This window comes from Mesorhizobium kamtschaticum (assembly GCF_056174585.1).
Genome location: NZ_CM149691.1, coordinates 5,828,875 through 5,852,120 on the forward strand (window position 1 = coordinate 5,828,875; position 23,246 = coordinate 5,852,120).

17 protein-coding genes, 1 tRNA gene and 2 pseudogenes are annotated in these 23,246 nt (G+C 60.8%); 13 read left to right on the forward strand and 7 right to left on the reverse strand.

Translation table 11 applies throughout. The features are described from left to right. Window positions 1-279 precede the first annotated feature (279 nt). Window positions 280-2,310 (forward strand): lytic transglycosylase domain-containing protein, encoded by a 2,031-nt coding sequence (locus tag AC0V7N_RS29140; protein WP_475451641.1) that lies wholly within the window; start codon window positions 280-282, stop codon window positions 2,308-2,310. Between the two features lie 604 nt (window positions 2,311-2,914). Next, window positions 2,915-3,799: an alpha/beta fold hydrolase gene (locus tag AC0V7N_RS29145; protein ID WP_475451642.1), complete on the forward strand. Its 885-nt coding sequence runs from the start codon at window positions 2,915-2,917 to the stop codon at window positions 3,797-3,799. Between the two features lie 174 nt (window positions 3,800-3,973). On the opposite strand, the gene AC0V7N_RS29150 is transcribed toward AC0V7N_RS29145, so the two are convergent. Then, entirely contained in the window at window positions 3,974-5,050 is a 1,077-nt protein-coding gene (locus AC0V7N_RS29150) for a tyrosine-type recombinase/integrase (RefSeq protein WP_475451643.1), read from the reverse strand. Window positions 5,051-5,291: 241 nt separating this feature from the next. Then, window positions 5,292-6,464 carry a porin gene (locus AC0V7N_RS29155; RefSeq protein ID WP_475451644.1) on the reverse strand — a complete coding sequence of 391 codons (1,173 nt, stop codon included), beginning with the start codon at window positions 6,462-6,464 and terminating at the stop codon, window positions 5,292-5,294. Between the two features lie 472 nt (window positions 6,465-6,936). Here AC0V7N_RS29155 and AC0V7N_RS29160 point away from each other — a divergent pair. The 3 genes from AC0V7N_RS29160 to AC0V7N_RS29170 all read left to right on the forward strand — a co-directional run bounded on the left by AC0V7N_RS29160 (window position 6,937) and on the right by AC0V7N_RS29170 (window position 8,622). Next, window positions 6,937-7,027: transfer RNA gene (locus AC0V7N_RS29160), tRNA-Ser, on the forward strand. A gap of 94 nt (window positions 7,028-7,121) precedes the next feature. Further along, window positions 7,122-7,373: a GIY-YIG nuclease family protein gene (locus AC0V7N_RS29165; protein ID WP_475451645.1), complete on the forward strand. Its 252-nt coding sequence runs from the start codon at window positions 7,122-7,124 to the stop codon at window positions 7,371-7,373. 97 nt (window positions 7,374-7,470) lie between these two features. Further along, window positions 7,471-8,622 (forward strand): porin, encoded by a 1,152-nt coding sequence (locus tag AC0V7N_RS29170; protein WP_475451646.1) that lies wholly within the window; start codon window positions 7,471-7,473, stop codon window positions 8,620-8,622. Window positions 8,623-9,009: 387 nt separating this feature from the next. Here the strand turns inward: AC0V7N_RS29170 and AC0V7N_RS29175 are convergent, their stop codons facing one another. Both AC0V7N_RS29175 and AC0V7N_RS29180 read right to left on the reverse strand, forming a co-directional pair. Next, window positions 9,010-10,677 carry a tetratricopeptide repeat-containing sulfotransferase family protein gene (locus AC0V7N_RS29175; RefSeq protein WP_475451647.1) on the reverse strand — a complete coding sequence of 556 codons (1,668 nt, stop codon included), beginning with the start codon at window positions 10,675-10,677 and terminating at the stop codon, window positions 9,010-9,012. A gap of 299 nt (window positions 10,678-10,976) precedes the next feature. Then, window positions 10,977-12,645 (reverse strand): annotated as a pseudogene (locus AC0V7N_RS29180) (tetratricopeptide repeat-containing sulfotransferase family protein). A gap of 120 nt (window positions 12,646-12,765) precedes the next feature. Between AC0V7N_RS29180 and AC0V7N_RS29185 the strand changes: the two are divergent. Beyond that, window positions 12,766-13,878 (forward strand): pyridoxal phosphate-dependent aminotransferase, encoded by a 1,113-nt coding sequence (locus AC0V7N_RS29185; RefSeq protein ID WP_475451649.1) that lies wholly within the window; start codon window positions 12,766-12,768, stop codon window positions 13,876-13,878. Here the strand turns inward: AC0V7N_RS29185 and AC0V7N_RS29190 are convergent. Next, on the reverse strand, window positions 13,875-14,405 hold the full coding sequence (locus AC0V7N_RS29190; RefSeq protein WP_475451650.1) for a MarR family winged helix-turn-helix transcriptional regulator: 531 nt from the start codon (window positions 14,403-14,405) through the stop codon (window positions 13,875-13,877). The two genes, AC0V7N_RS29185 and AC0V7N_RS29190, sit on opposite strands and share 4 nt — an antisense overlap. Window positions 14,406-14,587: 182 nt before the next feature. Here AC0V7N_RS29190 and AC0V7N_RS29195 point away from each other — a divergent pair, with 182 nt between their 5' ends. From AC0V7N_RS29195 to AC0V7N_RS29215, 5 genes and pseudogenes are all read left to right on the forward strand, one after another. Further along, the gene (locus AC0V7N_RS29195; RefSeq protein ID WP_475451652.1) at window positions 14,588-14,872 is read left to right on the forward strand and encodes an acylphosphatase; all 285 of its coding nucleotides are present in this window, start codon (window positions 14,588-14,590) and stop codon (window positions 14,870-14,872) included. A gap of 84 nt (window positions 14,873-14,956) precedes the next feature. After that, a pseudogene (locus tag AC0V7N_RS29200) lies at window positions 14,957-15,608 on the forward strand (TetR/AcrR family transcriptional regulator). 61 nt (window positions 15,609-15,669) lie between these two features. Beyond that, window positions 15,670-16,833 (forward strand): isovaleryl-CoA dehydrogenase, encoded by a 1,164-nt coding sequence (locus tag AC0V7N_RS29205; RefSeq protein WP_475451655.1) that lies wholly within the window; start codon window positions 15,670-15,672, stop codon window positions 16,831-16,833. 1 nt (window position 16,834) lies between these two features. Then, window positions 16,835-18,442: a carboxyl transferase domain-containing protein gene (locus AC0V7N_RS29210; protein WP_475451656.1), complete on the forward strand. Its 1,608-nt coding sequence runs from the start codon at window positions 16,835-16,837 to the stop codon at window positions 18,440-18,442. Between the two features lies 1 nt (window position 18,443). Continuing rightward, a complete protein-coding gene (locus AC0V7N_RS29215; protein WP_475451658.1) occupies window positions 18,444-18,974 on the forward strand; it encodes an O-acetyl-ADP-ribose deacetylase in 531 nt (176 codons plus the stop codon). Between the two features lie 285 nt (window positions 18,975-19,259). Here AC0V7N_RS29215 and AC0V7N_RS29220 read toward each other — a convergent pair whose 3' ends face one another. Next, the gene (locus AC0V7N_RS29220; protein WP_475451659.1) at window positions 19,260-19,562 is read right to left on the reverse strand and encodes a hypothetical protein; all 303 of its coding nucleotides are present in this window, start codon (window positions 19,560-19,562) and stop codon (window positions 19,260-19,262) included. Between AC0V7N_RS29220 and AC0V7N_RS29225 the strand changes: the two genes are divergently transcribed. Both AC0V7N_RS29225 and AC0V7N_RS29230 read left to right on the forward strand, forming a co-directional pair. Next, window positions 19,537-19,881, forward strand: a complete 345-nt coding sequence (locus AC0V7N_RS29225; protein WP_475451660.1) for a hypothetical protein — start codon at window positions 19,537-19,539, stop codon at window positions 19,879-19,881. The two genes, AC0V7N_RS29220 and AC0V7N_RS29225, sit on opposite strands and share 26 nt — an antisense overlap. Before the next feature lie 49 nt (window positions 19,882-19,930). Then, window positions 19,931-21,913, forward strand: coding sequence for an acetyl/propionyl/methylcrotonyl-CoA carboxylase subunit alpha (locus AC0V7N_RS29230; protein ID WP_475451661.1), 1,983 nt, complete (start codon window positions 19,931-19,933; stop codon window positions 21,911-21,913). 82 nt (window positions 21,914-21,995) lie between these two features. Here AC0V7N_RS29230 and AC0V7N_RS29235 read toward each other — a convergent pair whose 3' ends face one another. After that, window positions 21,996-23,117: an ABC transporter substrate-binding protein gene (locus AC0V7N_RS29235; protein ID WP_475451662.1), complete on the reverse strand. Its 1,122-nt coding sequence runs from the start codon at window positions 23,115-23,117 to the stop codon at window positions 21,996-21,998. Window positions 23,118-23,246 lie beyond the last annotated feature (129 nt).

Sequence of the window (23,246 nt, forward strand, 5' to 3'; positions counted from 1 at the left end):
GACATGCATCTTCGGTTTATGCATGTCGTTATCCCAAAACCGGTATCCACTTTTGGGCGACATGCACCGGTGTTTTGTCGTGCGCGCCTTCTAACCGAAAGCGAAGCGGCGCACCATAGTCTCGACATGGTTGCGCGGCAAGCATTGCCATGGTGCCAGCAAGCGCAATTCGAACGGCCTCGATAACTCTTTGTTTACGAGCCCTTCACGACCTAAGTTTAGGCTTCGAGGCTTCTTCGCCTGCTGATAACATGCTGGATTAGGGAAAGACACGAGATCATGCCGACCCGTCGGCCTCACCTCTTCGCGCTGCTTGGCGCCATTGCCGGGCTGATGCCCGGCGTGGCGATCAGCGGCAGCGTCGATGTGCGGGTCACCTCGGCGATTCCGGTGCCGAGCCCGCTGGACAGCGCACAGCAGGCCCCCTCGCCCAGCGTCGCGCTGTTGAAGAGCGGGCTGGACGCTCTGGCGGCCGGCGATATTCCCGGCGCCCGTGGCGTGCGCGATGCGCTTCCCGCTCAATCGCTCGATCAGCACATACTGGCCTGGGCGATCGCGCTTTATGGCGGCGACAAGGTGCCGAGTGGCGATATCGCCGCGGCCGCGAAGATGCTGCCCAACTGGCCGGGCACGGTTGCCTTGCGCAAGAACAGCGAGCGCGCGCTCTATCGGGAAAACCCCGCCGCCGACATCGTCATTGCGGCGTTCGATGGCAGCCAGCCACAGACATTCGAAGGCGTCATGGTTCTCGCCCGCGCCTATGTGGCGTCAGGCAACGTCAAGGCGGCGCGCTCGGTGCTGTCGCCGTTCTGGCGCACCGCGATCCTGGAAGCCAAGGACGAGACGGCACTGATCAAGGAATTCGGCAGCCTGATCCCTGCCGCCGACCATCGTTTTCGCATGGACCGCATGTTCTATGCCGACCGGGTGAATTCCGCGCTGCGCATTGCCGGCCTTGCCGGCGCCCAGCAGTTTGCCGAGGCCTGGGCCGCGGCCGACAGAGGCGACAAGAATGCGTTGAAACTGCTGAAGGCGGTGCCGGCATCCCAGCGTTCGGCCGGCTACTTCTTCGCGCAGGCGGAATATCTGCGCAAGCAGGAGGATTTTGCCGGTGCCGCGGCCGTCGTGATGAAAGCGCCGACGAACCGCGAGGCTCTGGTAGATCCCGACGCCTGGTGGGTCGAGCGCCGGGTGCTGTCGCGCGAACTGGTCGACCAGGGCGACATGAAGACGGCGTACAGGATCGTCGCCACGCATGCCGCCGAAAGTGCTGCCAATGCGGCGGAGGCCGAATTCCATGCCGGCTGGTACGCGCTGCGCGGCCTGAACGACCCCAAGCTTGCCGCAACGCACTTTTCGCGCATCGCCGACCTCGCTCAGGGACCGATGACGCTGTCACGCGCCTATTACTGGCTCGGCCGCGCGGCGGAAGTCGGCGGCCCGGGCAATGCCAAGGATTATTTTGGGCGCGCCGCCGCTTACGGCACGACCTTTTACGGCCAGCTTGCCGCCGAACGCGTCGGCCGGCAGGCGCTCAACATCGTCTATCCCACGCCAAGTGCCGCCGACCGGCAGAATTTTGCTGGCCGCGAAGCCGTCAGCGCCATCAAGCGGCTGCAAGAGGCAGGCTATGACCGCTACGCCGAGACGCTCTATCGCGACCTTGCCGGCCAGTTGACCAGCCCGGGCGAACTGGCGCTGCTCGCTGTCCTTGCTGAAAAGCAGGACAACCACTTCATGGCGCTGAAGGTCGGCAAGATCGCCGGGGCACGCGGCATCGATGTCGGCGCGCTGTCGCACCCGCTCGGCGTCATCCCTGATTCGGCCAACATTTCCGGTTCGGGCAAGGCACTGGCCTATGCGATTGCCCGCCAGGAGAGCGAATTCAACGTCGGCGCCATATCAAGTGCCGGCGCGCGCGGGCTGCTGCAGCTGATGCCGGGAACCGCCAAGCAATTGGCGAAGAAAGCCGGATTGCAGTTTTCTCAGGCACGGCTGACCACCGACGCCGGCTATAACGCCACGCTGGGTTCAGCCTTCCTTGGCGAGCAGCTCGACCGTTTCAACGGCTCCTACGTGCTGACCTTCGCCGGTTACAATGCCGGGCCCAATCGGGCCAGCCAGTGGGTGGCGAAATACGGCGACCCACGCGGCAAGGACATCGATGCGGTGGTGGACTGGATCGAGCGGATTCCCTACACGGAAACAAGAAGTTACGTGCAGCGCGTGATGGAGAATTACGAGGTCTACAAGATGCGTATTTCCGGCAAATACGACATCGTCGGCGATCTCGTGAACGGGCGCAGTTGAGGCTTCTTGTCCTTCTCCCCTTGTGGGGCGAGCAGCCGGTTCGCGTCAGCGAATTCATCGTGCCAGTGGCACGATGAAAGGCCGGCGAACGCCGGGGCGCTGCGAAGCAGCGGGGACCCGGCAGGTGGATCAGCCACCACCCGGCCCTTCGCAGGCTCCCAGCCCTTCGGGCGTTCAGCCCCTTCAAAAGGTCCACTGGACCTTTTGCTTCGCCCGAAGGCGAACCGGGTCTTCACCGTTCGAAGCTCGAAAAGCCAAGCAATTGGCTTTTCGTCCGCTGCGCGGACCGCTTCTCACCCCGCAAGGCAGGGCAATCGCATATGGAATTTCTGAGTCTTTGCAGCCACTTAGTGGCTGGGAGACACTTTTGCCGACGTTCGATCGCGGTATCGAACCCGAATCTGAGCAAGAACGGATCAGAATCAAATCGCGAACCGTCCGCGTCGACGATTTTCTTGGTATCCAGCCAAGTATCTGGAAAACCAAGAAAATCGCCATATGCGATTGCCCTGCCCCGCAAGGGGAGAAGGGAAGACCTTCATTTGACCATCCCTGCCCTCGTCTGTAGCACTCGGAAACGATCCGGCCAGGGAGTCTTTTTCAGATGTCGAGCACCGAAGGCTTTTCCGACTTCTTCTACGCGGCGCCAGACGGGCTGAGACTTCATGCGCGCGTCTACGGCGAAGCGAATTCCGGACACTGGCCAGTCGTCTGCCTGCCTGGCCTGACCCGCAACGCCCGGGACTTTCACGAGCTGGCACTTTATCTTTCGACGCGATCGTCGGTACCGCGCAAGGTGGTTGCCTTCGACTATCGCGGACGCGGACAGTCCGCCTATGATCCCGATGTCGGTCACTATAATGTCGGCATCGAAGCCGGCGACATTCTTGCCGGGCTGGCCGCACTCGGCATCGAGGAGGCCGCTTTCATCGGCACCTCACGCGGCGGGCTGATCATCCATGTGCTCGGCGCCCTGCGGCCGGCCGCGCTGAAAGCCATTGTTCTCAACGACATCGGGCCGGTGATCGAGCCGGCCGGCCTCGCCCACATCCAGTCCTATCTTGAACGCGCGCCGAAGGCGAAAACTTTCGCCGAGTTGGTGAATGCCCAGCGCAGCGTTCACGGCAAGGATTTTCCCGTGCTCACCGACGCTGACTGGACGCGGATGGTGGGCGCGCTCTACCGCGAGACGAATCAAGGGCTGGTACCGGATTTTGACCCGAAGCTTGTCGAGACGGTCGCCAGTCTCGACCTGTCCCAGCCATTGCCGGCCCTGTGGCCGCAATTCGACGCGCTGGCGGCCATTCCCTTGCTCACGATTCGCGGCGCCAATTCGAGACTGCTGTCCGCGGACACCATGCGGCAAATGCGAGAGCATCATCCGGCGATGGAAACGATTACGGTCGACGGCCAGGGTCACGCACCATTCCTAGAAACCGGCAGCTTGCCCGGCGATATAGCGGCCTTCCTTGATCGGGCTGAGCGCTAAAGCGCGTCGCGTCTGAACGGATCCATGCGACGCGCCTTACGTCTTTGTTTTATGCATGTCGTTCTCCCAAAACCGAGGCCACTTTTCGGCGACATGCATTAGTCCAAACAAAGTAAACCCCAAGACCAGATCTGGCCCTGGGGTTAACATGACAGTATATGCAAGCCGGTGGAACTATTTGGCCTTTGAGCTTTTCCCCGACGCTTTGGCCGACTTCGCCGTGCCCGCCTCGCCTGTCTGGCCCCGCTTTGGCGTCGAAGCCGCGGTCAACGGAGACGAGAACACCGAGCTTTCGGCACCGTGCGGCGACGCTTCGCTTCGCGGCGTTTCCAGCACCACGACGCAGCCGTCAAGATCGTTGGTAGCCAGATGCGCGTAGCGCATGGTCATCGACAGGGTCTGATGGCCGAGCCACATCTGCACACGCCTGATGTCGATGCCGCCCTGGACAAGGCGCGATGCGCAGGTGTGGCGCAGAATGTGCGGCACGACCTGATCGTCGGCGCCGAGGCCGACTTCGGCTTTCGCGTCGTTCCAAATCGCACGGAACTGCGCCTGGCTGAGCTTGGTGAACGGGCCTTTGGGGCGGCGCCCTTCAGTGGGAGGCAGCTTGATCACCTCCTTGACGCGCTCGGTCATCGGAATGGTGCGGCTGCGGCCGGATTTGGTGATCCAGAAGGAGACGCGATGTTCCTGGATGTCGTTCCAGATCAGCCCGAGCGCTTCGCCGAGACGGCATCCGGTGTCGACCAGGAAGACGGAAAGCCTGTAAGCATCCTCGCTGCGGCTTCTGATGGCGGAGAACAGCCTTGCCTCTTCCTCTCTCTCGAGGAAGCGAATCCGTCCCGCCCGCTCCTTCTGGCGGCGGAACTCGGGCAGGCTGTGGATATCTCCCATCTTGTAAGCCTTGCGCAGCAGTTTGCTGAGGGCAGCCATCTTTCGATTGATGGTTGCGTTGCTGTTGCCGCGCTGGCGCAAGGTGCCGATAAGGTTATCAAGGGTACTCTGGTCAACGGCGCTAAAACGCTCCCCAAGGAGGATCTCGTCTATCTCGCCGATGAAGGAGCTGACATTGTATTTATGCCGCCCATCATCCCACAGTATGTCCCGGTAAGCTGAAAAAAGCTCTCCGACCCTATACGACTTTACTTCTCTTATCTTATTGTAGGTGTAGTTGATCTTTGAGTTCTGAGAAGAAAACATCGAAAACGGATCCGGGGGGCTACCCTCTTGAATCGCTTCGTTGGTCATAATTCATCACACCCCCGAGTGGATAGATCAGCCCTACCCGCTTGGAAGCGTCCTTTCAAGAGATTTTAATCACGCGGTTGTGATCTCATCCGCCCATCAACGGATCCCACGACATCATCCCGCAGATCTATTCAGCTACCGATTCCCCCTGTTCCTTCGTTTGCGTTGATCCAGTCACGAAACAAAAACAGCCCGGGCGTTTGCGCGCCCGGGCTGGATTTCACCTGTAAGGAACCAGCCCTTAGAAGGAGCGCTGGAAGCGGAGGATACCGCCGACGCTGTTCTTCTTGTCGGCGCCAGTCCAGTTGCCGCCGTTGGCGGACGTGAAGCTGCCAAAATTGCCAGCATGGTCGTAGTCGACTTCGGCAGTGACCGTGAGGCCAGGAACGACGTCGTAGGCAACGTTCGCCGCCACGCCGTAGTTCTTCTCTTCGTCACCCGACACCTGGATGTTGAACGAGGTTTTCTCGTTGAACTTGTAGGTGCCGCCGGCCCAGAAAGCCCAGTTGCCGGCCCAGATCTTGTACATGCCGCGGTCGCCATGGAAGGTTTGGAGGTTGTTGTCGTTGCCGTAGCCGCCCATCACGAACAGCGACAGTGCGTTGGAAACGTTAACGTCCAAGCGAACCTTGCCAGCGACTTCTTCAAAAGTGCTGTCGTAAGCAACGACGCCGGTGATCGCACCCCAACCCTGGGTCCACTTCACACCGCCGACGACGTGCGGAATGTAGCTGTCGATCGAGTAACCGCCATAACCTTCTTCAAGCGAGACTATGGCCGAGAAACCGTTGCCAGCGTCGAAGGTGTACTGGACAACGTTGGTGTCGAAGCCGCCGTAAGGAACGATCGTGTCGTTGATGACGTTGCCGGCATAACCGATGAACGTATCGTAAGCCGATTCGTCCTTACCGACGCGAAGACCACCGAGCTGGATCCAGGCGAAGTTGAGCGAGATGCCCTTGTTGTGACCCTGCCAGTTATTGCGCTTGGCGTTGCCATAGTAGCCGGTGCTCTGATCGGTGTAGTCGCCGCCATTGTTGCCGAAATTGATGCGGGTCTCGGTATAGGTCTTCAAGGTGCCGAGTTCTGTTTCCTGGCCGGTCCAGGTCTTCAGCGAGAAGCGAGCCTGCTTTTGGTAGGTCGAATGGTCGCCACCGCCCATCTGATCGGGAACATGGTTTACGCCATCGAACGAGCCGTGCTCGCCCACACCGATGTCGTAGCGGACGTAGCCGCCAATGCGCAGGCAGGTTTCGGTGCCGGGGATGTAGAAGTAGCCAGCGCCGTAGACGTCGCAGATCTTGACGTATTCAGCGGGTTCCGGCTCGGCGACGACGACGGCGTCGGCGGCGCGCGCACCGGAAACTGCGATCAGGGCCGCAGCGGAGCCGAGAAGAAGGCTCTTGATGTTCATTTTCTGACCTCCAGTCAAAAGTTAAAAAACGGGTCTGGGTATTCTTTGCTGAAGGACAGCGTTCCCTGCCCCATCCCCACTACCGAAAAAGATGCGCACCGCGCCGCTTCCTCGAAACCGACATTACCCATGAGGCGGCGGCGTTCAACAACGATCGTACCGGCGAAAGGGCTGTTCGGCTGCTATCCCCCGGCGTTGTTGCACAAATGACACGATTTGGCCTCACTCAGAAAGCTCTCATTAACCATCTGGCCTGCCGCAACCGCTTATTTCCAGCCGAATCCGGCAACCGACTGACGGAATCAAGGCGAAGCGGCGAGTCGCTGGCCAGGGATCTGCCGCAGAACCGCCGCAGCTGGGAAAGCCAACGGCGCGGCGCGCCGTTATTTTTCCATATAATGACTTCTTTTTCCGAGATAATGGCTGGGGCTTGTTGATTGTGCCTGCGCTTTTCTTTATCCAGCGGCGCAACGGAGAGGTGGCCGAGTGGTCGAAGGCGCTCCCCTGCTAAGGGAGTAGAGGTCAAAAGCTTCTCGTGGGTTCGAATCCCATCCTCTCCGCCACCCTACGCCCTGCGGGCTTCGGGTGGCAGGCCACCCGGAACCGCATTCGGGCGTAGGAGTGTCGCCCGAAGCTACGAAGTAGCGTAGGGGGACTATGTGGTACGTTTATTTCCTGCAGCTCCATAATGGTGACGTCTATGTCGGGTCGACAAACGACCTTCGACGCCGGTTCGAATCACATCAATCAGGCTATGTGACATCGACAAAGGCTCATCTACCTGTCGCCTTGAAGACGTATATTGCGGTCGAAACCGAGGCCAATGCACGGCAGTTGGAGCGGTATTTCAAGACCGGATCGGGCAAGGCTTTTGCTAACAAGCGATTTTGGCGAACCGAGCCCCGCTGACGACCCACAATGCTATCTATCTGATATGAAACGAAAAACAGCTATTAAATCTGTTTTTCTCTGACCTCCGCTCTCGATTCTGACTGGAGGTCAGAAAATGAACATCAAGAGCCTTCTTCTCGGCTCCGCTGCGGCCCTGATCGCAGTTTCCGGTGCGCGCGCCGCCGACGCCGTCGTCGTCGCCGAGCCGGAACCCGCTGAATACGTCAAGATCTGCGACGTCTACGGCGCCGGCTACTTCTACATCCCCGGCACCGAAACCTGCCTGCGCATTGGCGGCTATGTCCGTTACGACATCGGCGTCGGTGACGTCGGCTCGTTCGACGGTGCCAAGACAGAGGATCAGCGGTCCGGCAAAGACCAGAGCACCTATTTCAAGAACACCCGCTTCACACTGAAGACCTGGACCGGCCAGGAAACCGAACTCGGCACCTTGAAGACCTATACCGAGACCCGCATCAACTTCGGCAATCACAACAACTACAGCAGCGACAATTATGCTGAAAACAAGGGCATCTCGCTAAACTTTGCCTGGATCCAGCTCGGCGGCCTGCGCGTCGGTAAGGATGAATCGGCCTTCGATACGTTCATCGGCTACGCCGGCAGCGTCATCAACGACACGCTCGTCCCCTACGGCGGCTTCGACACCAACGTCGTGCAGTACTACTTCGATGCCGGCAACGGCCTGTCGGCTGTGGTTTCGCTGGAAGAAGGCTCGGGTAGCGCCAGCGCTTCGCCCGGAGTTTTCCAGGCCAGCAATTCGGGCAATGATTCGATCGACAGCTACGTACCGGACGTCGTCGGCGGCGTGAAGTACACGCAGGGCTGGGGCGCCATCAGTGGCGTCGCCGCCTATGACAGCACCTGGGATGAGTACGCAGGCAAGGTCCGCTTGGACGTGAATGCGACCAGCGCACTGTCGCTGTTCATCATCGGCGGCTGGGGCTCCGACAAGAACATCGACCGCAACTTCTACAAGCAGTGGGGCGGTCACTGGGCAGTGTGGGGCGGCGGCACCTACAAGTTCAACGAGAAGACCTCGTTCAACCTCCAGGCGTCAGTTGACGGGGACAAGAACTATGGCGTCGCGGCGAACATCGCCTATGACGTCGTTCCCGGCCTCACGGTTACGGCCGAAGTTGACTATGCTCACGACGGCAAATTCGGAGATGTTGACGATCGCAACTGGACCAACGCCGACAAGAAGAACAGCGTCGGCGGCATCCTCCGCTTCCAGCGCTCGTTCTAACAGATTTCGGCAAGTCGAAATCGAAAACCCGGCGGGCGACCGCCGGGTTTTTTCCTGCCCCATGATACCAAGGCCGGAGCGACAAAGGCGATCGGGCCGCCGCATGATTGCGCGGTCCCGCAACGAGGTTTGAACGGCTCAAACATGGCCCAGTTCCGAACTATGAATGAGCATTGCGATCACCGAACGCTTGGAGGCGCCTCTCGACGCCGGTCACGGCGTATCAGGTGATCAGCACTGCCGCAGAAAGTTTCTCGATGACATAGCCGCCGACTGCATGGCCTTCGTCAAGTTTGCCTATTCATGTGGCCCAACACTGCGCAACGGCTTCGGGATGACGATTGATCATGTCCGGATGGGGCCTCAGGGCATCAAGCGCATCTCTGTTCAAAGTTCAGCCAGATCTCCCAGCGCCCCGATAAGAGGCTGGATCTCGCCTTCGTAATTTTTCCAGCGCTTGACGGACGATGTATAGATCGGCTGGCGAACCTGCCAGCGGCTAAAAGTATTAACCGAGCCACCCTTGTCGAAAAACCGCAGGCAGGCATCGTCCCAGGGCAGCCCAAGATAATCTATGAGGCGGCGCGATTGCGCTTCCTGATCTTCAATCAGCGTCTCATAGCGATTCTCGAAAATGAGCCCCGGAAAAACCGTCTGCCAGTGGCGCATCAAGCGGTCATATTCGCGGTAATAAAGCCCGAGCGTTTCCAGATCATTGCTGTAGCTGTGTCCCTTACCTAAGGGGAGCACAAAGCACGAGACACAATTGTCGATGGCATCGCGGCGGCAATGAATGATGCGTGCGTTGGGAAAGAGAAGCCCGATGAGGCCGATCAGTTCGAAATTGTGCGGCATCTTGTCAACAACGCGCAAGGCATCAGGCGTCCGCTCGCGCAGGTATGACAGATGTTCCTGAGCCAGCCTTCTCGACAGGCCCGTCGTGATCGACATGGCCGACTGGCCCATGTCTCCTGAACCGCGCTTTGTCAAGCCGATAGCGTTGGCGACGCGCATCAGCTTGCTGAGCTCGCCCGCGCCATGAACATCGGGATGGCTGGCACAGATCTGTTCCGTGAGCGTCGTTCCCGAGCGGGGCATGCCAACCACGAACACCGGGACTTCGGACGGATTTCCATAGCCGGCCTTCCCAGCCAACATATCCGGAGTGAAGGTTTCGACCATCGAATCGACCCAGTTCCGGTAAGAGCCGATATCGAATTTATATCCTGCTGCCTGTTTTCCCTTGGTAAAATGAATAAAAGCTTCCTCATAACGCTTGAGGTCGTTCAAGACCTTGCCGGCCGCATGATGGAGTTCCTTCGCGCCATCGACATCCAGCTTCGGGTTATCGAGTTCACGAAGGATGGCTTGGAGTTCCATCGGCTCTTCGGTGAACTTTTGCGTCCGCACAAGGGCGTTGTACGCAGCCGGCATTTCGATACGCCGCTCGATTGCCTCTTTCAGGTAGACGGCGGCTTCATCCATACGGCCGAGGCTGCTGAGCGCCTTGGCCAGTCCTTCCCTCACCTTGGGGTGATCACGGTTGATTTTCAACGCTTTCTCGTAAAGCGGCAACGCCATATCAGGTTTGTCAAATGCGATATAAGCGCGCCCCAACGCACAAAGTGCCCCGATAAGGCCAGGCTGGAGTTTCAACGCTTGCTGCATATGCCTGATCGCAAGCGAATATTCGCTGACCTTCATGTAGGTCTCGGCCAGGCCAAGTTGATAGTGAGGGTTCTTAGGTTCCTCGCCGACCGCTCGCGCGAAATACCGCAAGGCCATTTCGTCGTCGTAGCCCAGGCATACAGTCCCCAGTATGTATAGGGCGAGCGGATGGTTTGGCGTGCGCGCCAGAACCCGAAGGCAGAGGTCCTGCGCCTCGTCCAGCCGCTCCTCCTGCTGATGGATATACGCCTGCTTCAGCATCGCATCGTCGGCCTGGGCACGCGAAAGCGAGTTTGCTTTCGGCAAGGTTGGCTGTGGCAATTTGGGTTTCGGCGCGGGGCCGGGCTTGATGTGCTTGGACCAGGCTGGCGGCAGACGATTGTTCATCGTGACTGGCTAGCAAAAAGAGACCAAGGAATCCAGCGTGCGGTTGCAGGCTGCTGGAACTTGCACGCCCATCCGGCAGGCTTGCAAGGAAGCCTTCAAGCGAGCTTTTGCCATGCGCCAGCGCTCTTCGCCTCGCGCCACTCATCGCAGCACTTTCCTCGACGATGCCATTTGCCGGATGGCGTCTTCGCTTACCGCTGGAAGGTCGATACGGGAAAACTACAGAATACGTGCCACGCGGCAGTGCCCACCCGATGTGTCCTATTGGCGGAGGTGGGTTTGAGACGCGAATACCTGATTCACGCGTCCGCCAGTTCACCCAATGCTTCGATCAACGGCTGAATCTTGTTCTCATAGTTCTTCCAGCGCTTGACCGAGGATTTGTAGATCGGCTGACGAACCTGCCAGCGGCTGGGCGTGTTGACCGAACCATCCCTGTCGAAAAAGCGCAGGCAGGCGTCATCCCAGGGCAACCCTAGATAATCTATGAGACGGCGGGACTGTGCTTCCTGATCGTCAACCAGCGTTTCATATTTATTTTCGAAGATCAGGCCCGGAAACACCTTGTTCCAATGCTGCATCAGACGGTCATATTCGCGATAGTATAGGCCAAGCGTCCGCAGGTCGGCGTTATAGCTGTGCCCCTCGCCGAACTTCAAAACAAAGCAGGAGACGCAATTGTCGATGGCATCGCGACGGCAATGAATGATGCGTGCATTGGGAAAGAGGAGACCGATCAAACCAATCAGTTCAAAATTGTGCGGCATCTTATCCACGATCCGCAGTGCATCAGGTGCCCGCTCGTGCAGATAGGACAGATGTTCATCAGCCAACGTTCTTGACAGGTTTTTTGTGATCGATGCGATCGCCTGATTCAAATTTGCGGCCGATGACTTTCTGAATTCTAGCGCATTCGCGACGCGCCTAAGCTTCATAAGCTCGCCCGCGCCATGAACGTCGGGATGACTGGCACAGATTTGTTCCGTCAGCGTCGTTCCGGAGCGGGGCATTCCGACAACGAACACCGGCACTTCCGAAGGATTTCCAAACCCTTTCCTGGCTGCCAACAATTCAGGCGTGAAAACTTCAATGATTGCATCGATCCAGCAACGATACAGATCGATATTGAATTTACGCCCGGAGGCCAATTTCGACTTTTTGAAATGGTCGAACGCATCCTCGTAACGCTTGAGGTCATTCAGCACCTTGCCCGCCGCCAGATGAAGCTTCTCCACGTCGTCGGCGTTAAGTTTTGGATTTCCAAGTTCGCCAAGGATGGATTTGAGCTCCTTTGGCTCTTCGGTGAATTTTTGTGTCTGCACAAGGTCGCTGTATGCGGTCGGCACCGAGATGCGGCGTGCGATTCGACTCATGAAGGTAGACGGCCGCCTCATCCATGCGTCCCAAACTGGTGAGCGCGCGGGCCATCCCGATTCGCACCTTTGGATGGTCCCGGTCGATTTTCAGCGCCTTCTCGTAAAGCGGCAAAGCCATCTCGGGTTTGTCAAAATCAAGGTAGGCGTCGCCCAATTCGCCAAGTGCCTCTATAAGGTCTGGCTGCAACTCCAAGGCATATTGCATATGCTTGATTGCCGGCGAGTACTCGCTAAGCCGGACATAGACCGAAGCCAAGCTCAGGTGATAATAAGGATTTTTGGGTTCCTCGCCAACCGCGCGCGCGAAATATCGCAAAGCCGCCTCATCCTCATAGCCTACGCAAATGGTCCCCAAAATATACAGGGCGAGGGGATGATTTGGCGTACGCGACAGAACTCGAAGGCACAGGTCCTGAGCTTCGTTGAGGCGTTTGGCCTGTTGGAGGACGTAGGCCTGTTGCAGCAGAGCATCGTCGGACCGCCCACGGGAAAGCAAATTTGCTTTCGGCGGGTTTGGCATCGATGGCTTCGCTTTTGGCGCAAGGCCGGGCTTGACGTGCTTGGACCAGGCGGGCGGCAGACGATTGTTCATATTGCCTCGCTAGCAAAAAGAGACGGCAGAATCCAGCACTACGGTTGCACAGGCCACCGGTGCTTGCACAGGTTAAGCGGTCACGCTAGCAAGAAGGCTCTTTCCACGCGAGCCTCTGCCATGCGCCAGCGCCCTCCCCTCACGCCCCTCATCGCCGCGCTTCCTTCAACCGTGCCGTTTGTCGGCCCGGAGGCGCAAGAGCGTGAGCGCGGACGGGCCTTCCGCGCCCGTATCGGTGCCAATGAGAGCAGTTTTGGGCCTTCGCCGCGCGTCATCGCCCGCATGGCCGAGATCGCCCGCGACATGTGGATGTATTGCGACCCCGACAATTTCGATCTGAAGGTCGCGACCGCCGCGCATCACGATGTGGCGGTCGAGAACGTCGTTGTCGGCGAAGGCATTGACGGCCTGCTCAGCTTGGTGGCGCGCATGTATGTGGCGCCTGGCGATGCCGTGGTCACCTCGCTCGGCGCCTATCCGACCTTCAACTTCCATGTTGCCGGCGTCGGCGGCCGGCTGGTGACCGTCCCTTACGAGAACGACCACGAAAGTCTGAATGGTTTGCTCGCGGCGGTCGTCAAGGAGAAGGCACCGCTGGTCTATCTGTCCAACCCGGACAATCCGATGGGTAGCTGGTGGGAGGCGGACGAGGTGATCCGCTTCATCGAAGCGTTGCCTGAGACCACCATGCTGGTGCTCGACGAGGCCTATGGCGAATTGGGGCCCGCCTCGGCTTTGCCGCCGATCGATACTTCGCGCCCGAACGTCATCCGCATGCGCACCTTTTCAAAGGCTTACGGGCTTGCCGGGATACGCTGCGGCTATGCGGTGGCGGAGGCCCAGGTGATCCGCGACTTCGAGAAGATCCGCAACCATTACGGCGTCAGCCGCATGGCGCAGATCGCCGGTGTCGAGGCGCTTGCCGACCAGGCCTATCTCGAGACGGTGGTGGCGCGGGTGGCCGCCGGGCGCCGGCGCATCGCGGCGATCGCCGAGCAGAACGGGTTGAAGCCGCTGGCCTCGGCGACCAATTTCGTCACCATCGATTGTGGCCATGACGGCGCCTTCGCGCTGAAAGTGCTGCAGGGACTGTTGTCGCGCGACGTGTTCATCCGCAAGCCGATGGCGCCAGGGCTCGACCGCTGCATCCGCGTCAGCGTCGGTCTTGATCATGAACTCGATATTTTCGCCGAGGAGTTGCCCGGCGCCTTGGCCGCAGCGCGAGGAAACTAGGTAATTTCACCGCTCCCGGATGCCGGGGCGCCGCCGAGCAGATACCTGGCACGTGTCAAAATATCGGATAGTTCGGCGGCTTCCTCGTCGTCCAGATTCGCGGTCAGCCGGACGAGATCGCGATCCGCGGCCGCCTGGAGTGTGGCAAGCGCGGCCTGGCCGCGGACAGTGAGCGAGAGGACGCGACCGCGCAGGGCATCGGGGCCGGCATGCGTTTCCGTCAGGCCGGCGGCAGCGAGTTTTCGAAGGATTCTCATGACGTAGGCCGGCTCCAACTGGAGCTCCTGGGCGATGTCGGACGCTGCTGGCGCGAAATCGATTTGAAACGCCCGTGCCAGAAAGCCTGCCTTGCCGTCAGGGCTGGCGGCAATATGGCCGGATCGACGGCCCAGTTCGAACAGCACCCGCGCCTCGGTCAGCGTATAGGCGCTGTGCGTCAAGGTTTCGTCGAGCAGCCCGATCAGGCCGGTATAGAACCGGTTGAAGCACCTGAGGTCTCTGACCAAAGCATTCCGATCGGCGGGCATGTCATGCGCCTTCCGTGAGATTCCACGTCGGCAGATCATCGCGCAAAAGTTGACCAAGTCAACTATTTATTGGATCAAGTCATCTATCTTCCGACAAGCCTCGGCTCATATTCTATAGCCTCCCCTTCAAGCCGGTTGCCTTCGCTCGATCCTGCGCCAGACTCTATGCAAGGGAGCGCGAGATGAACGATCGGAAAAGGGCAGTGCAGGCCAGCGTACACGGCAGGGTGCAAGGCGTCGGCTACAGGATCTGGGTGAGAGGCGAAGCGGCAGGGCTTGGGCTGGTGGGCTGGGTGCGCAATGAAAGAGACGGCTCGGTAACGGCATGGCTTGCCGGCGCCGACGCGACGGTTTCGGCCATGATCGAACGACTTTGGCAAGGCCCGCGGGGCGCATCAGTCTCACGGATCGATGTCGAGGAGATCGAGACCTGGACCGCGCCTGGAGACTTCAGGATCGTCGCGTAGGCGCATGCGCGTGACTTGAATTCATCAGGCACCCTTGAATTAATTGAACGTTCGTTTTATTATCCGCGCATTGACGAGGCGATCATGGCGCGCACCACAGGGTCCGACGGCGAGCGAACCGAGGCGGCAGTCCGCGAAGCGGCGGTCAACCTGATCGCCCGCTATGGCTACGAAGCGATGTCGATGCGCCAGCTGGCGGCCGAGGTCGGCGTCCAGGCGGCTGCGCTCTACCGCTATTTCCCGACCAAGGAAGACCTGCTGTTCATGCTGATGCGCGAACACATGGAAGGGCTTCGCGAGGCCTGGGAACATGCCCGACCGACCGACGCCGATCCGGCGGAGCAGCTTGCGGCCTATGTGCGCAACCACATCGCTTTCCATATCGAGCGCCGGCACGCCACGCATGTGTCGAACATGGAATTGCGCAGCCTGTCGCCCGACAGGCTGACACAGATCCTGCGCATGCGCACAGCCTACGAAAAGGAACTGCGCACCATCCTGCGCGACGGCGCCGAGTTCCGGCGCCTTCAGCATCGAGGACACCGGCCTGACGGCCATGGCGCTGATCCAGATGATGACCGGCGTCATCGTCTGGTTCCGGCCCGGCGAGCGGCTGTCTGTCCCTGAAGTAACGGCGACATATCTTTCAATGACAATGCGCCTGGTTGGCGCGAGGATCGGCACCTACAGCGCCGCGCGTCCCTTCGGACGCGCAAAGGACGCTGTAGCACTTTGATTTGAGTATGCCCCCGAAGATCGAGAGCGGTCTTCGGGGGCATACTCGGGGGAGGAACGAGATGTACACGAACACGCTCAGCTTCGGGCATGACGAGGATATCGAAGCGCTGCGCGACCTGGTGCGGCGCTTCGCCCAGGACAGGATAGCGCCGATCGCCGGCGACATCGATCGCGACAACGAATTTCCAGCGCATCTGTGGCGCGAGCTCGGCGCGCTCGGCCTGCTCGGCATCACCGCCGATCCCGACTTCGGCGGCAGCGGCATGGGTTATCTCGCCCATGTCATCGCGGTGGAAGAGATTTCCCGCGCCTCGGCTTCGGTCGGTCTCTCCTACGGCGCCCACTCCAACCTCTGCGTCAACCAGATCAACCGCTGGGCGACGCCGGCGCAGAAGGAAAAATTCCTGCCGCCGCTGTGCTCGGGCGAGCGTGTCGGTGCGCTGGCGATGTCGGAATCCGGCGCCGGCTCCGACGTCGTCTCGCTCAAACTGCGCGCCGAAAAGCGCAATGACCGCTATGTGCTCAACGGCACCAAGATGTGGATCACCAACGGGCCGGACGCCGATACGCTGGTCGTCTATGCCAAGACCGATCCGGAGCGGAAATCGCGCGGCATCACCGCCTTCATCGTCGAGAAGGCAATGACGGGGTTCTCCGTGGCGCAAAAACTCGACAAGCTCGGTATGCGCGGCTCCAACACCGGCGAGTTGGTTTTTTCGGATGTCGAGGTGCCGTTCGACAATGTTCTGCATGAGGAAGGACGCGGCGTCGAGGTGCTGATGTCGGGGCTCGACTATGAACGCACCGTGCTTGCCGGCGGCCCGATCGGCCTGATGGCGGCGTGCCTCGACGTGGCGATCCCCTATGTGCATGAGCGCAAGCAGTTCGGCCAGCCGATCGGCGAATTCCAGCTGGTGCAAGGCAAGCTTGCCGACATGTACACGGTGATGAATGCGGCTCGCGCCTATGTCTATGCCGTCGCCGCCGCTTGCGATCGCGGCCAGACCACCCGCAAGGACGCCGCCGGCTGCGTTTTGTTCGCCGCCGAAAAGGCGACGCAGATGGCGCTCGACGCCCTCCAGCTGCTGGGCGGCAATGGCTATATCAACGATTATCCGACCGGCCGGCTTTTGCGCGACGCCAAGCTCTATGAGATCGGCGCCGGCACCAGCGAGATCCGGCGCTGGCTGATCGGTCGCGAGATCATGGCGGAGGGGGTGTAGCATGGCCGTCCTCCAGACCCAGATCTCGCCTTCCTCCGATACCTTTCGCGCCAATGCCGAACGCATGCGCGCACTGGTCGCCGACATCGCCGAAAAAGCCGCGACCGTCGAGCGCGGCGGCTCGGAGGAGGCACGCGAGCGCCACGTCTCCCGCGGCAAGCTGTTGCCGCGCGAACGCCTCGCCCAATTGCTCGACACCGGCTCGCCCTTCCTCGAGATCGGCCAGTTCGCGGCGTGGTCGATGTATGGCGAGGAGATTTCGTCGGCCGGCATGATCGCCGGCATCGGCCGTGTCGAAGGCACCGAGGTGATGGTCGTCGTCAACGATGCCACGGTGAAGGGCGGCACCTACTACCCGCTGACGGTGAAAAAGCATCTGCGCGCGCAGGAGATCGCGCTGCAGAACAATCTGCCTTGCATCTATCTGGTCGACAGCGGCGGCGCCAATCTGCCCAACCAGGACGAGGTGTTTCCCGACCGCGAGCATTTCGGCCGCATCTTCTACAACCAGGCCAACATGTCGGCCGCGGGCATCCCGCAGATTGCCTGCGTCATGGGCTCCTGCACCGCGGGCGGGGCCTATGTGCCGGCGATGTCGGACGAGACGATCATGGTGCGCAACCAGGCAACCATCTTCCTCGGCGGCCCGCCGCTGGTGAAGGCGGCCACCGGCGAAGACGTCAGCGCCGAGGATCTGGGCGGCGCGGATGTGCACACGCGGCTTTCCGGTGTCGCCGACCACTATGCGATGGACGACGACCATGCGCTCGCCATCTGCCGTCGCATCGTCAAGAACCTGAATCGGAACAAGACCGTAAGCCTGAACTTACAGAATTCGATTCCGCCACTTCATCCGGAGGACGAACTCTACGGCGTCGTGCCGACGGACCTGCGCCAGCCCTATGATGCGCGCGAGGTGATCGCGCGCCTTGTCGACGGGTCCGAATTCGACGAGTTCAAGCAGAACTACGGCACCACGCTGATCACCGGCTTTGCCCATCTTCATGGCATGCCGGTCGGCATCATCGCCAACAATGGCGTGCTGTTTTCCGAAAGCGCGCTGAAGGGCGCGCACTTCATCGAACTGTGCTGCCAGCGCAAGATCCCGCTTGTCTTCCTGCAGAACATCACCGGCTTCATGGTCGGCCGGAAATACGAAGCCGGCGGCATCGCCAAGGACGGTGCCAAGCTGGTGATGGCGGTCGCCACCGCCAGGGTGCCGAAGGTGACCGTCATCATCGGCGGTTCATTCGGCGCCGGCAATTACGGCATGTGCGGCCGTGCCTATTCGCCACGCTTCCTGTGGATGTGGCCGAATGCGCGCATATCGGTAATGGGCGGCGAGCAGGCGGCGACCGTGCTTGCCATGGTCAAGCGCGAAGGCATCGAGCGCAAGGGGGGCGAATGGAGCGCCGAGGAGGAAGCAAAATTCAAGAAGCCGATCCTGATGAAATACGAGCATGAGGGCCATCCCCTCTACTCGTCCGCCCGCCTCTGGGATGACGGCATCATCGATCCGGCCAAGACGCGCGAGGTGCTGGCGCTCAGCCTGTCCGCCGCGCTCAATGCCGAAATCGAGGACACGCGCTTCGGCGTGTTCAGAATGTGAGATGACCAAGGCTCTGGACAGGATCCGCATCCACACCGGCGACATCACGAAACTGGATGTCGACGCCATCGTCAATGCCGCCAATTCGTCGCTGCTCGGTGGCGGCGGTGTCGATGGCGCCATCCATCGCGCGGCGGGCCGCGAGCTCGAGTTCGAATGCCGGATGCTGAACGGATGCAAGGTCGGCGACGCCAAGATCACCAAGGGTTATAAACTGCCGGCTCGACACATCATCCACACAGTCGGACCGGTTTGGCAGGGCGGCGGCAAGGGCGAGGCCGAACTGCTGGCCTCCTGCTATCGCAGGTCGCTGGAACTCGCGGCCGCCAATGATTGCCGCTCGGTGGCGTTTCCGGCGATCTCGACCGGTGTTTACCGCTACCCGAAAGATGAGGCGACCGAGATCGCTGTCGGCACGGTCAGCATGGTCGTCGAAGAGAAAAGCATGCCCGAAACCGTCATCTTCTGCTGCTTCGACGAGCATACGGCAGAACTATACCGGCGAACCGTTGCTGCGCTCCGGAAAGGCTGAACTGTATGGACCAACCGATTCATCAGCACAGGCAAACCAAAATTCCCACCAACGAACTGGCGGCGAGGCAAAACATTCGCTACTGCTTGTCCTGCTCAGTGCAAAGGGGACAGGGTGGAAATGAAACTGGAATATTATCGGGGGACGTCTGTCTCGACACTTGCGATCCTGCTAATACTCGCAACAGCTGGCGCCAGCCCGGCGGAAATCGCTGGCAGGCAGCAGGGGCGACGTGCGTTACCCGATAAACATTCCCGTGGGGACCACCGGAGGCTGCGGCAAGATCTATGCAGCGTATCTCGCAGCCGCGGGCCATTCGGCCTTTGCGGCGACGCCAATCGTTCCGGCGAGCGAGTATTTCATTTGCGGCGTGAAGCTGAATGCACCTTCACAGAAGGCGGCCGAGGACCTGGCGCTCAAATCCTGCCAGGCCAGCAAAGGCAAATACAAGGTGACGGTCGCCGGCGCCTGCAGCATCGCCGCGTCCAAGTAGGCTGGAAGGCGCGCGGTTTTTCTCTTTGGGGAAGACAAAATGAAATCCACGAGTTCCAGGCGAACAGCCATGGCGATACTGGCCGGGTTGTTCATGATCACCTCGTCCGGTTTCGGCGTGGCCGGATCGCTGGCGGGCAGCGAGGGAGACAAACGGTTTCCGCCAGCTTTGAATGGCGACCCGAAGTCGCCATGCACCAAGGCATACAAGGCCTATGTGGCGGCCGGCGGCCATTCCGCCTATGCCACCACGCCGTATTCCAGGGTGGTCTCGTTGTACATCCTCTGCGGCACGCGGCTGAATGCGCCATCGCAAAAAGTGGCGGAAGAGCTGGCGATGAAATCCTGCCTGGCCACACGCGCGCACTACAAGGTGACGAACGGCGGCGCCTGCGAGATCGCCGCTTCGAAATAGGCCGGCGCCTGCCCGAATGGCGCCGCCCGAAACAAACCCGGGAGGCTCCATGTTTAGCAAGATCCTGATCGCCAATCGGGGCGAGATCGCCTGCCGTGTCATCCGCACGGCCCGCAAGCTCGGCGTGCACACCGTCGCCGTCTATTCGGATGCGGACGCGAAATCCCTGCATGTCGAGATGGCCGACGAGGCTGTTCATATCGGCCCCTCGCCTGTCGGCGAAAGTTATCTGCGCGGCGACAAGATCGTCGCGGCAGCGCTTTCGACGAGGGCACAGGCCATCCATCCCGGTTACGGCTTCCTGTCGGAAAATCCTGATTTCGTCGACCAGGTGGTGGCGGCAGGGCTCACCTTCATCGGTCCGTCGGCGGCCTCGATCCGCGCCATGGGACTGAAGGACGCCGCCAAGCGGCTGATGGAAAAGGCCGGGGTGCCGGTGGTGCCGGGCTATCATGGTGAGGCACAGGAGATTGTCCTGCTTGCGTCCAAGGCACGCGAGATCGGCTACCCAGTACTGATCAAGGCGCGCGCCGGCGGCGGCGGCAAGGGCATGCGCCGCGTCGAGCATCCTGATGATTTCTCCGAGGCGCTGTCCAGCGCCCGGCGCGAAGCAAAAGCCGCCTTCGGCGACGACCGCGTTCTGGTTGAAAAATATGTCGACAAGCCGCGGCACATCGAAGTGCAGGTGTTCGGCGACAATTTCGGCAATGCGGTGCATCTCTACGAACGTGACTGCTCGGCGCAGCGCCGCCACCAGAAGGTGATAGAGGAAGCGCCCGCCCCCGGCATGACGCCGGCTTTGCGCAAGGCGATGACGGAGGCGGCGGTGAAGGCCGCCAAGGCGATCAATTATTCAGGCGCCGGCACCATCGAGTTCATCGTCGATGCCTCGCAAGGTCTCAAGGCCGACCGCTTCTGGTTCATGGAAATGAACACCCGCCTGCAGGTCGAGCATCCGGTCACGGAAATGGTCACCGGCACCGATCTGGTGGAGTGGCAGTTGCGGGTTGCGTCTGGCGAAAAGCTGCCGAAGACGCAAAGCGAGATCGCGCTTGCCGGCCATGCCTTCGAGGCGCGCATCTATGCGGAGGACGCGGCAAAGGGGTTCCTGCCGGCAACGGGCACACTGCATCACCTGAAATTTCCTGAAGCAGCAGCCGAAGGGGCCACGATGCGCATCGAGACCGGCGTGCGGGCCGGCGATGCCATCTCGCCCTATTACGATCCGATGATCGCGAAACTGGTCGTCCATGCAAACGACAGGCAGTCGGCGCTGGAAGCCCTCGGCGCGGCGCTGTCGCGAACCGAGATCGCCGGCTCCACCGTCAACACCGCCTTTCTTGCCGCGCTTGCCGCCGATCCGGACTTTTACGCTGGGGACGTCGACACCGGCTTGATCGGCAGACATCAGGCGGCACTGACCGAGGTCGCGCCGCCGACCGGCGAAATCATCTCGGCAGCCGGCCTTGCCGCCTCCGGTGCGGAAGCTTCGCCGCCATCGAACGACCCATGGTCTTCGCTTTCCGGCTACGCGCATTTCCACGGCGTCGCGCGGCGCACGCGGCTAAAGTTCGGCGAGGCGGATATACTGGCAAAGGTTTCGGTGCGGCCGGACGGGCGCTTCCTGGTGGCGCTCGACGCGCCCTATGACAGCGCCAATACACATGATTTTCGCGCCGTTCCTCGCGTCGCCCGCTGGCCAGGCCACGTCACCGTGTTCGAAGGCGCCGTCGGCTATACATTCGTGGTGCCCGACCCCTTGGCCAGGAGCGATGACGCGGCGGCCGCTTCCGGCAGCCTGCGCGCGCCGATGCCTGGCCTGGTCAAGCTGGTGCGCGTGGCAAAGGGCGATGCGGTGATCAAAGGGCAACCGCTGCTGATCCTCGAAGCGATGAAGATGGAGCACACCATCGCCGCCCCGCATGACGGGGTGATCGCCGAGATCGCCGTGGAGGGAGCCCAGGTCAGCGACGGGACCGTGCTGGTGCGGTTCGTCGAGGAACAGAGCGCCGCGACCACGCCTGCGAACTGACGGATCAAGAGGCAAACGACAGAGCAAACAGAAATGGCCGGGCGAACCCGGCCATTTCCTTGGATTATCTCATCGCCTGAGATTACTGCGCGATCGGCGCGTACTTGCCGTCATGCCACTGGTTGATGTCGTAGCTGGCATTCTTGAGGTCGCCCTTCTCGTCGAAGGTGACATCGCCGACCACGGTGCTGATCGGCGTGCCGTTCTTCAACGCTTCGGCAACCTTGGCCGGATCGTCGCTGCCGGCGCGCTTGATGCCTTCGGCGAAAGCCTGGACGACGGCGTAGGAGAACAGCGTGAAGCCTTCCGGCACGAAGCCACCAGCCTTGATCTTCTCGACAGCGGCCTTGGCTTCCGGCTTTGCCTGCGGGTCCGACGGGAACACGAACATGGTGCCCTCGCCAGCCGGGCCGGCAACCTGCCAGAATTCCGGCGAGGCGATGGAGTCCGGCATGATCAGCTGGAACTTGAGGTTCTGTTCCGCCGACTGACGCAAGATCAGGCCGGCTTCAGGATGGTAGCCACCGAAATAGACGACGTCGGCCTTGAGATCCTTCAGCTTGGTGACGAGCGCCGAATAGTCCTTCTCGCCGGGGTTGATGGCGTCATAGTAGACTTCCTTGAGGCCGCCGGCGTTCATGGTCGCCCTGACGGCGTCAGCCACGCCCTGACCGTAGGCGCTCTTGTCGTGCAGGACGACGACGTTCTTGCCGGCATACTTCTTGGCGATCCACGGGCCGATGAAGGCGCCCTGTGCGTCATCACGCGTATAGAGACGCATGATTGTCGGCCAGCCGGCCTTGGCGGCCGCGTCGGTCAGGACCGGGTTCGAGGAAGCCGGGCTCATCATCAGCGCGCCGGATTCGGCATAGACGGCCGAGGCCGGAATGCTCGAGCCCGAGCAAGCGTGACCGTCGATGAACTTGGTGCCGTTGGCGACAATGCGGTTGGCCACCGAAACAGCCTGCTTCGGATCGCACTGGTCGTCCTCGATATCGAGCTTGATCATCGAGCCGTTGACGCCGCCCGCGGCGTTGATGGCGTCGGCGGCGGCCTGTGCGCCCTGCTTGAACTGATCGCCGATGGTGGCGAGCTGTCCGGTCATCGGGCCGACCACCGAAACGGTGATGTCGTCGGCGAATGCGACCGGCGCACTCATCATCAGGCCGAAAATGGCCGCGCTAAAAATACTCATTTTTTTCATGGCAATAGAACTCCTCCACTCACGCGCGGCCGCCCCGGCCGCGCTTCTTCTTAGAGAGGCGGGACAATTTCATCCTTCATTGGGCCTGTCTAGGCGCATCGGCACCGCTCGATTGGGCCTGCGAAGCCT

Bases quoted from the DNA above. Each gene is read 5' to 3' on its own strand.
- AC0V7N_RS29140 (WP_475451641.1), top strand. From the start codon at position 280: ATGCCGACCCGTCGGCCTCACCTCTTCGCGCTGCTTGGCGCCATTGCC.
- AC0V7N_RS29170 (WP_475451646.1), top strand. From the start codon at position 7,471: ATGAACATCAAGAGCCTTCTTCTCGGCTCCGCTGCGGCCCTGATCGCA.
- AC0V7N_RS29225 (WP_475451660.1), top strand. From the start codon at position 19,537: ATGGCGATACTGGCCGGGTTGTTCATGATCACCTCGTCCGGTTTCGGC.
- AC0V7N_RS29195 (WP_475451652.1), top strand. From the start codon at position 14,588: ATGAACGATCGGAAAAGGGCAGTGCAGGCCAGCGTACACGGCAGGGTG.
- AC0V7N_RS29210 (WP_475451656.1), top strand. From the start codon at position 16,835: ATGGCCGTCCTCCAGACCCAGATCTCGCCTTCCTCCGATACCTTTCGC.
- AC0V7N_RS29155 (WP_475451644.1), bottom strand. From the start codon at position 6,464: ATGAACATCAAGAGCCTTCTTCTCGGCTCCGCTGCGGCCCTGATCGCA.
- AC0V7N_RS29205 (WP_475451655.1), top strand. From the start codon at position 15,670: ATGTACACGAACACGCTCAGCTTCGGGCATGACGAGGATATCGAAGCG.
- AC0V7N_RS29230 (WP_475451661.1), top strand. From the start codon at position 19,931: ATGTTTAGCAAGATCCTGATCGCCAATCGGGGCGAGATCGCCTGCCGT.
- AC0V7N_RS29215 (WP_475451658.1), top strand. From the start codon at position 18,444: ATGACCAAGGCTCTGGACAGGATCCGCATCCACACCGGCGACATCACG.
- AC0V7N_RS29165 (WP_475451645.1), top strand. From the start codon at position 7,122: ATGTGGTACGTTTATTTCCTGCAGCTCCATAATGGTGACGTCTATGTC.
- AC0V7N_RS29145 (WP_475451642.1), top strand. From the start codon at position 2,915: ATGTCGAGCACCGAAGGCTTTTCCGACTTCTTCTACGCGGCGCCAGAC.
- AC0V7N_RS29175 (WP_475451647.1), bottom strand. From the start codon at position 10,677: ATGAACAATCGTCTGCCGCCAGCCTGGTCCAAGCACATCAAGCCCGGC.
- AC0V7N_RS29185 (WP_475451649.1), top strand. From the start codon at position 12,766: ATGCGCCAGCGCCCTCCCCTCACGCCCCTCATCGCCGCGCTTCCTTCA.
- AC0V7N_RS29150 (WP_475451643.1), bottom strand. From the start codon at position 5,050: ATGACCAACGAAGCGATTCAAGAGGGTAGCCCCCCGGATCCGTTTTCG.
- AC0V7N_RS29190 (WP_475451650.1), bottom strand. From the start codon at position 14,405: ATGCCCGCCGATCGGAATGCTTTGGTCAGAGACCTCAGGTGCTTCAAC.
- AC0V7N_RS29235 (WP_475451662.1), bottom strand. From the start codon at position 23,117: ATGAAAAAAATGAGTATTTTTAGCGCGGCCATTTTCGGCCTGATGATG.
- AC0V7N_RS29220 (WP_475451659.1), bottom strand. From the start codon at position 19,562: ATGAACAACCCGGCCAGTATCGCCATGGCTGTTCGCCTGGAACTCGTG.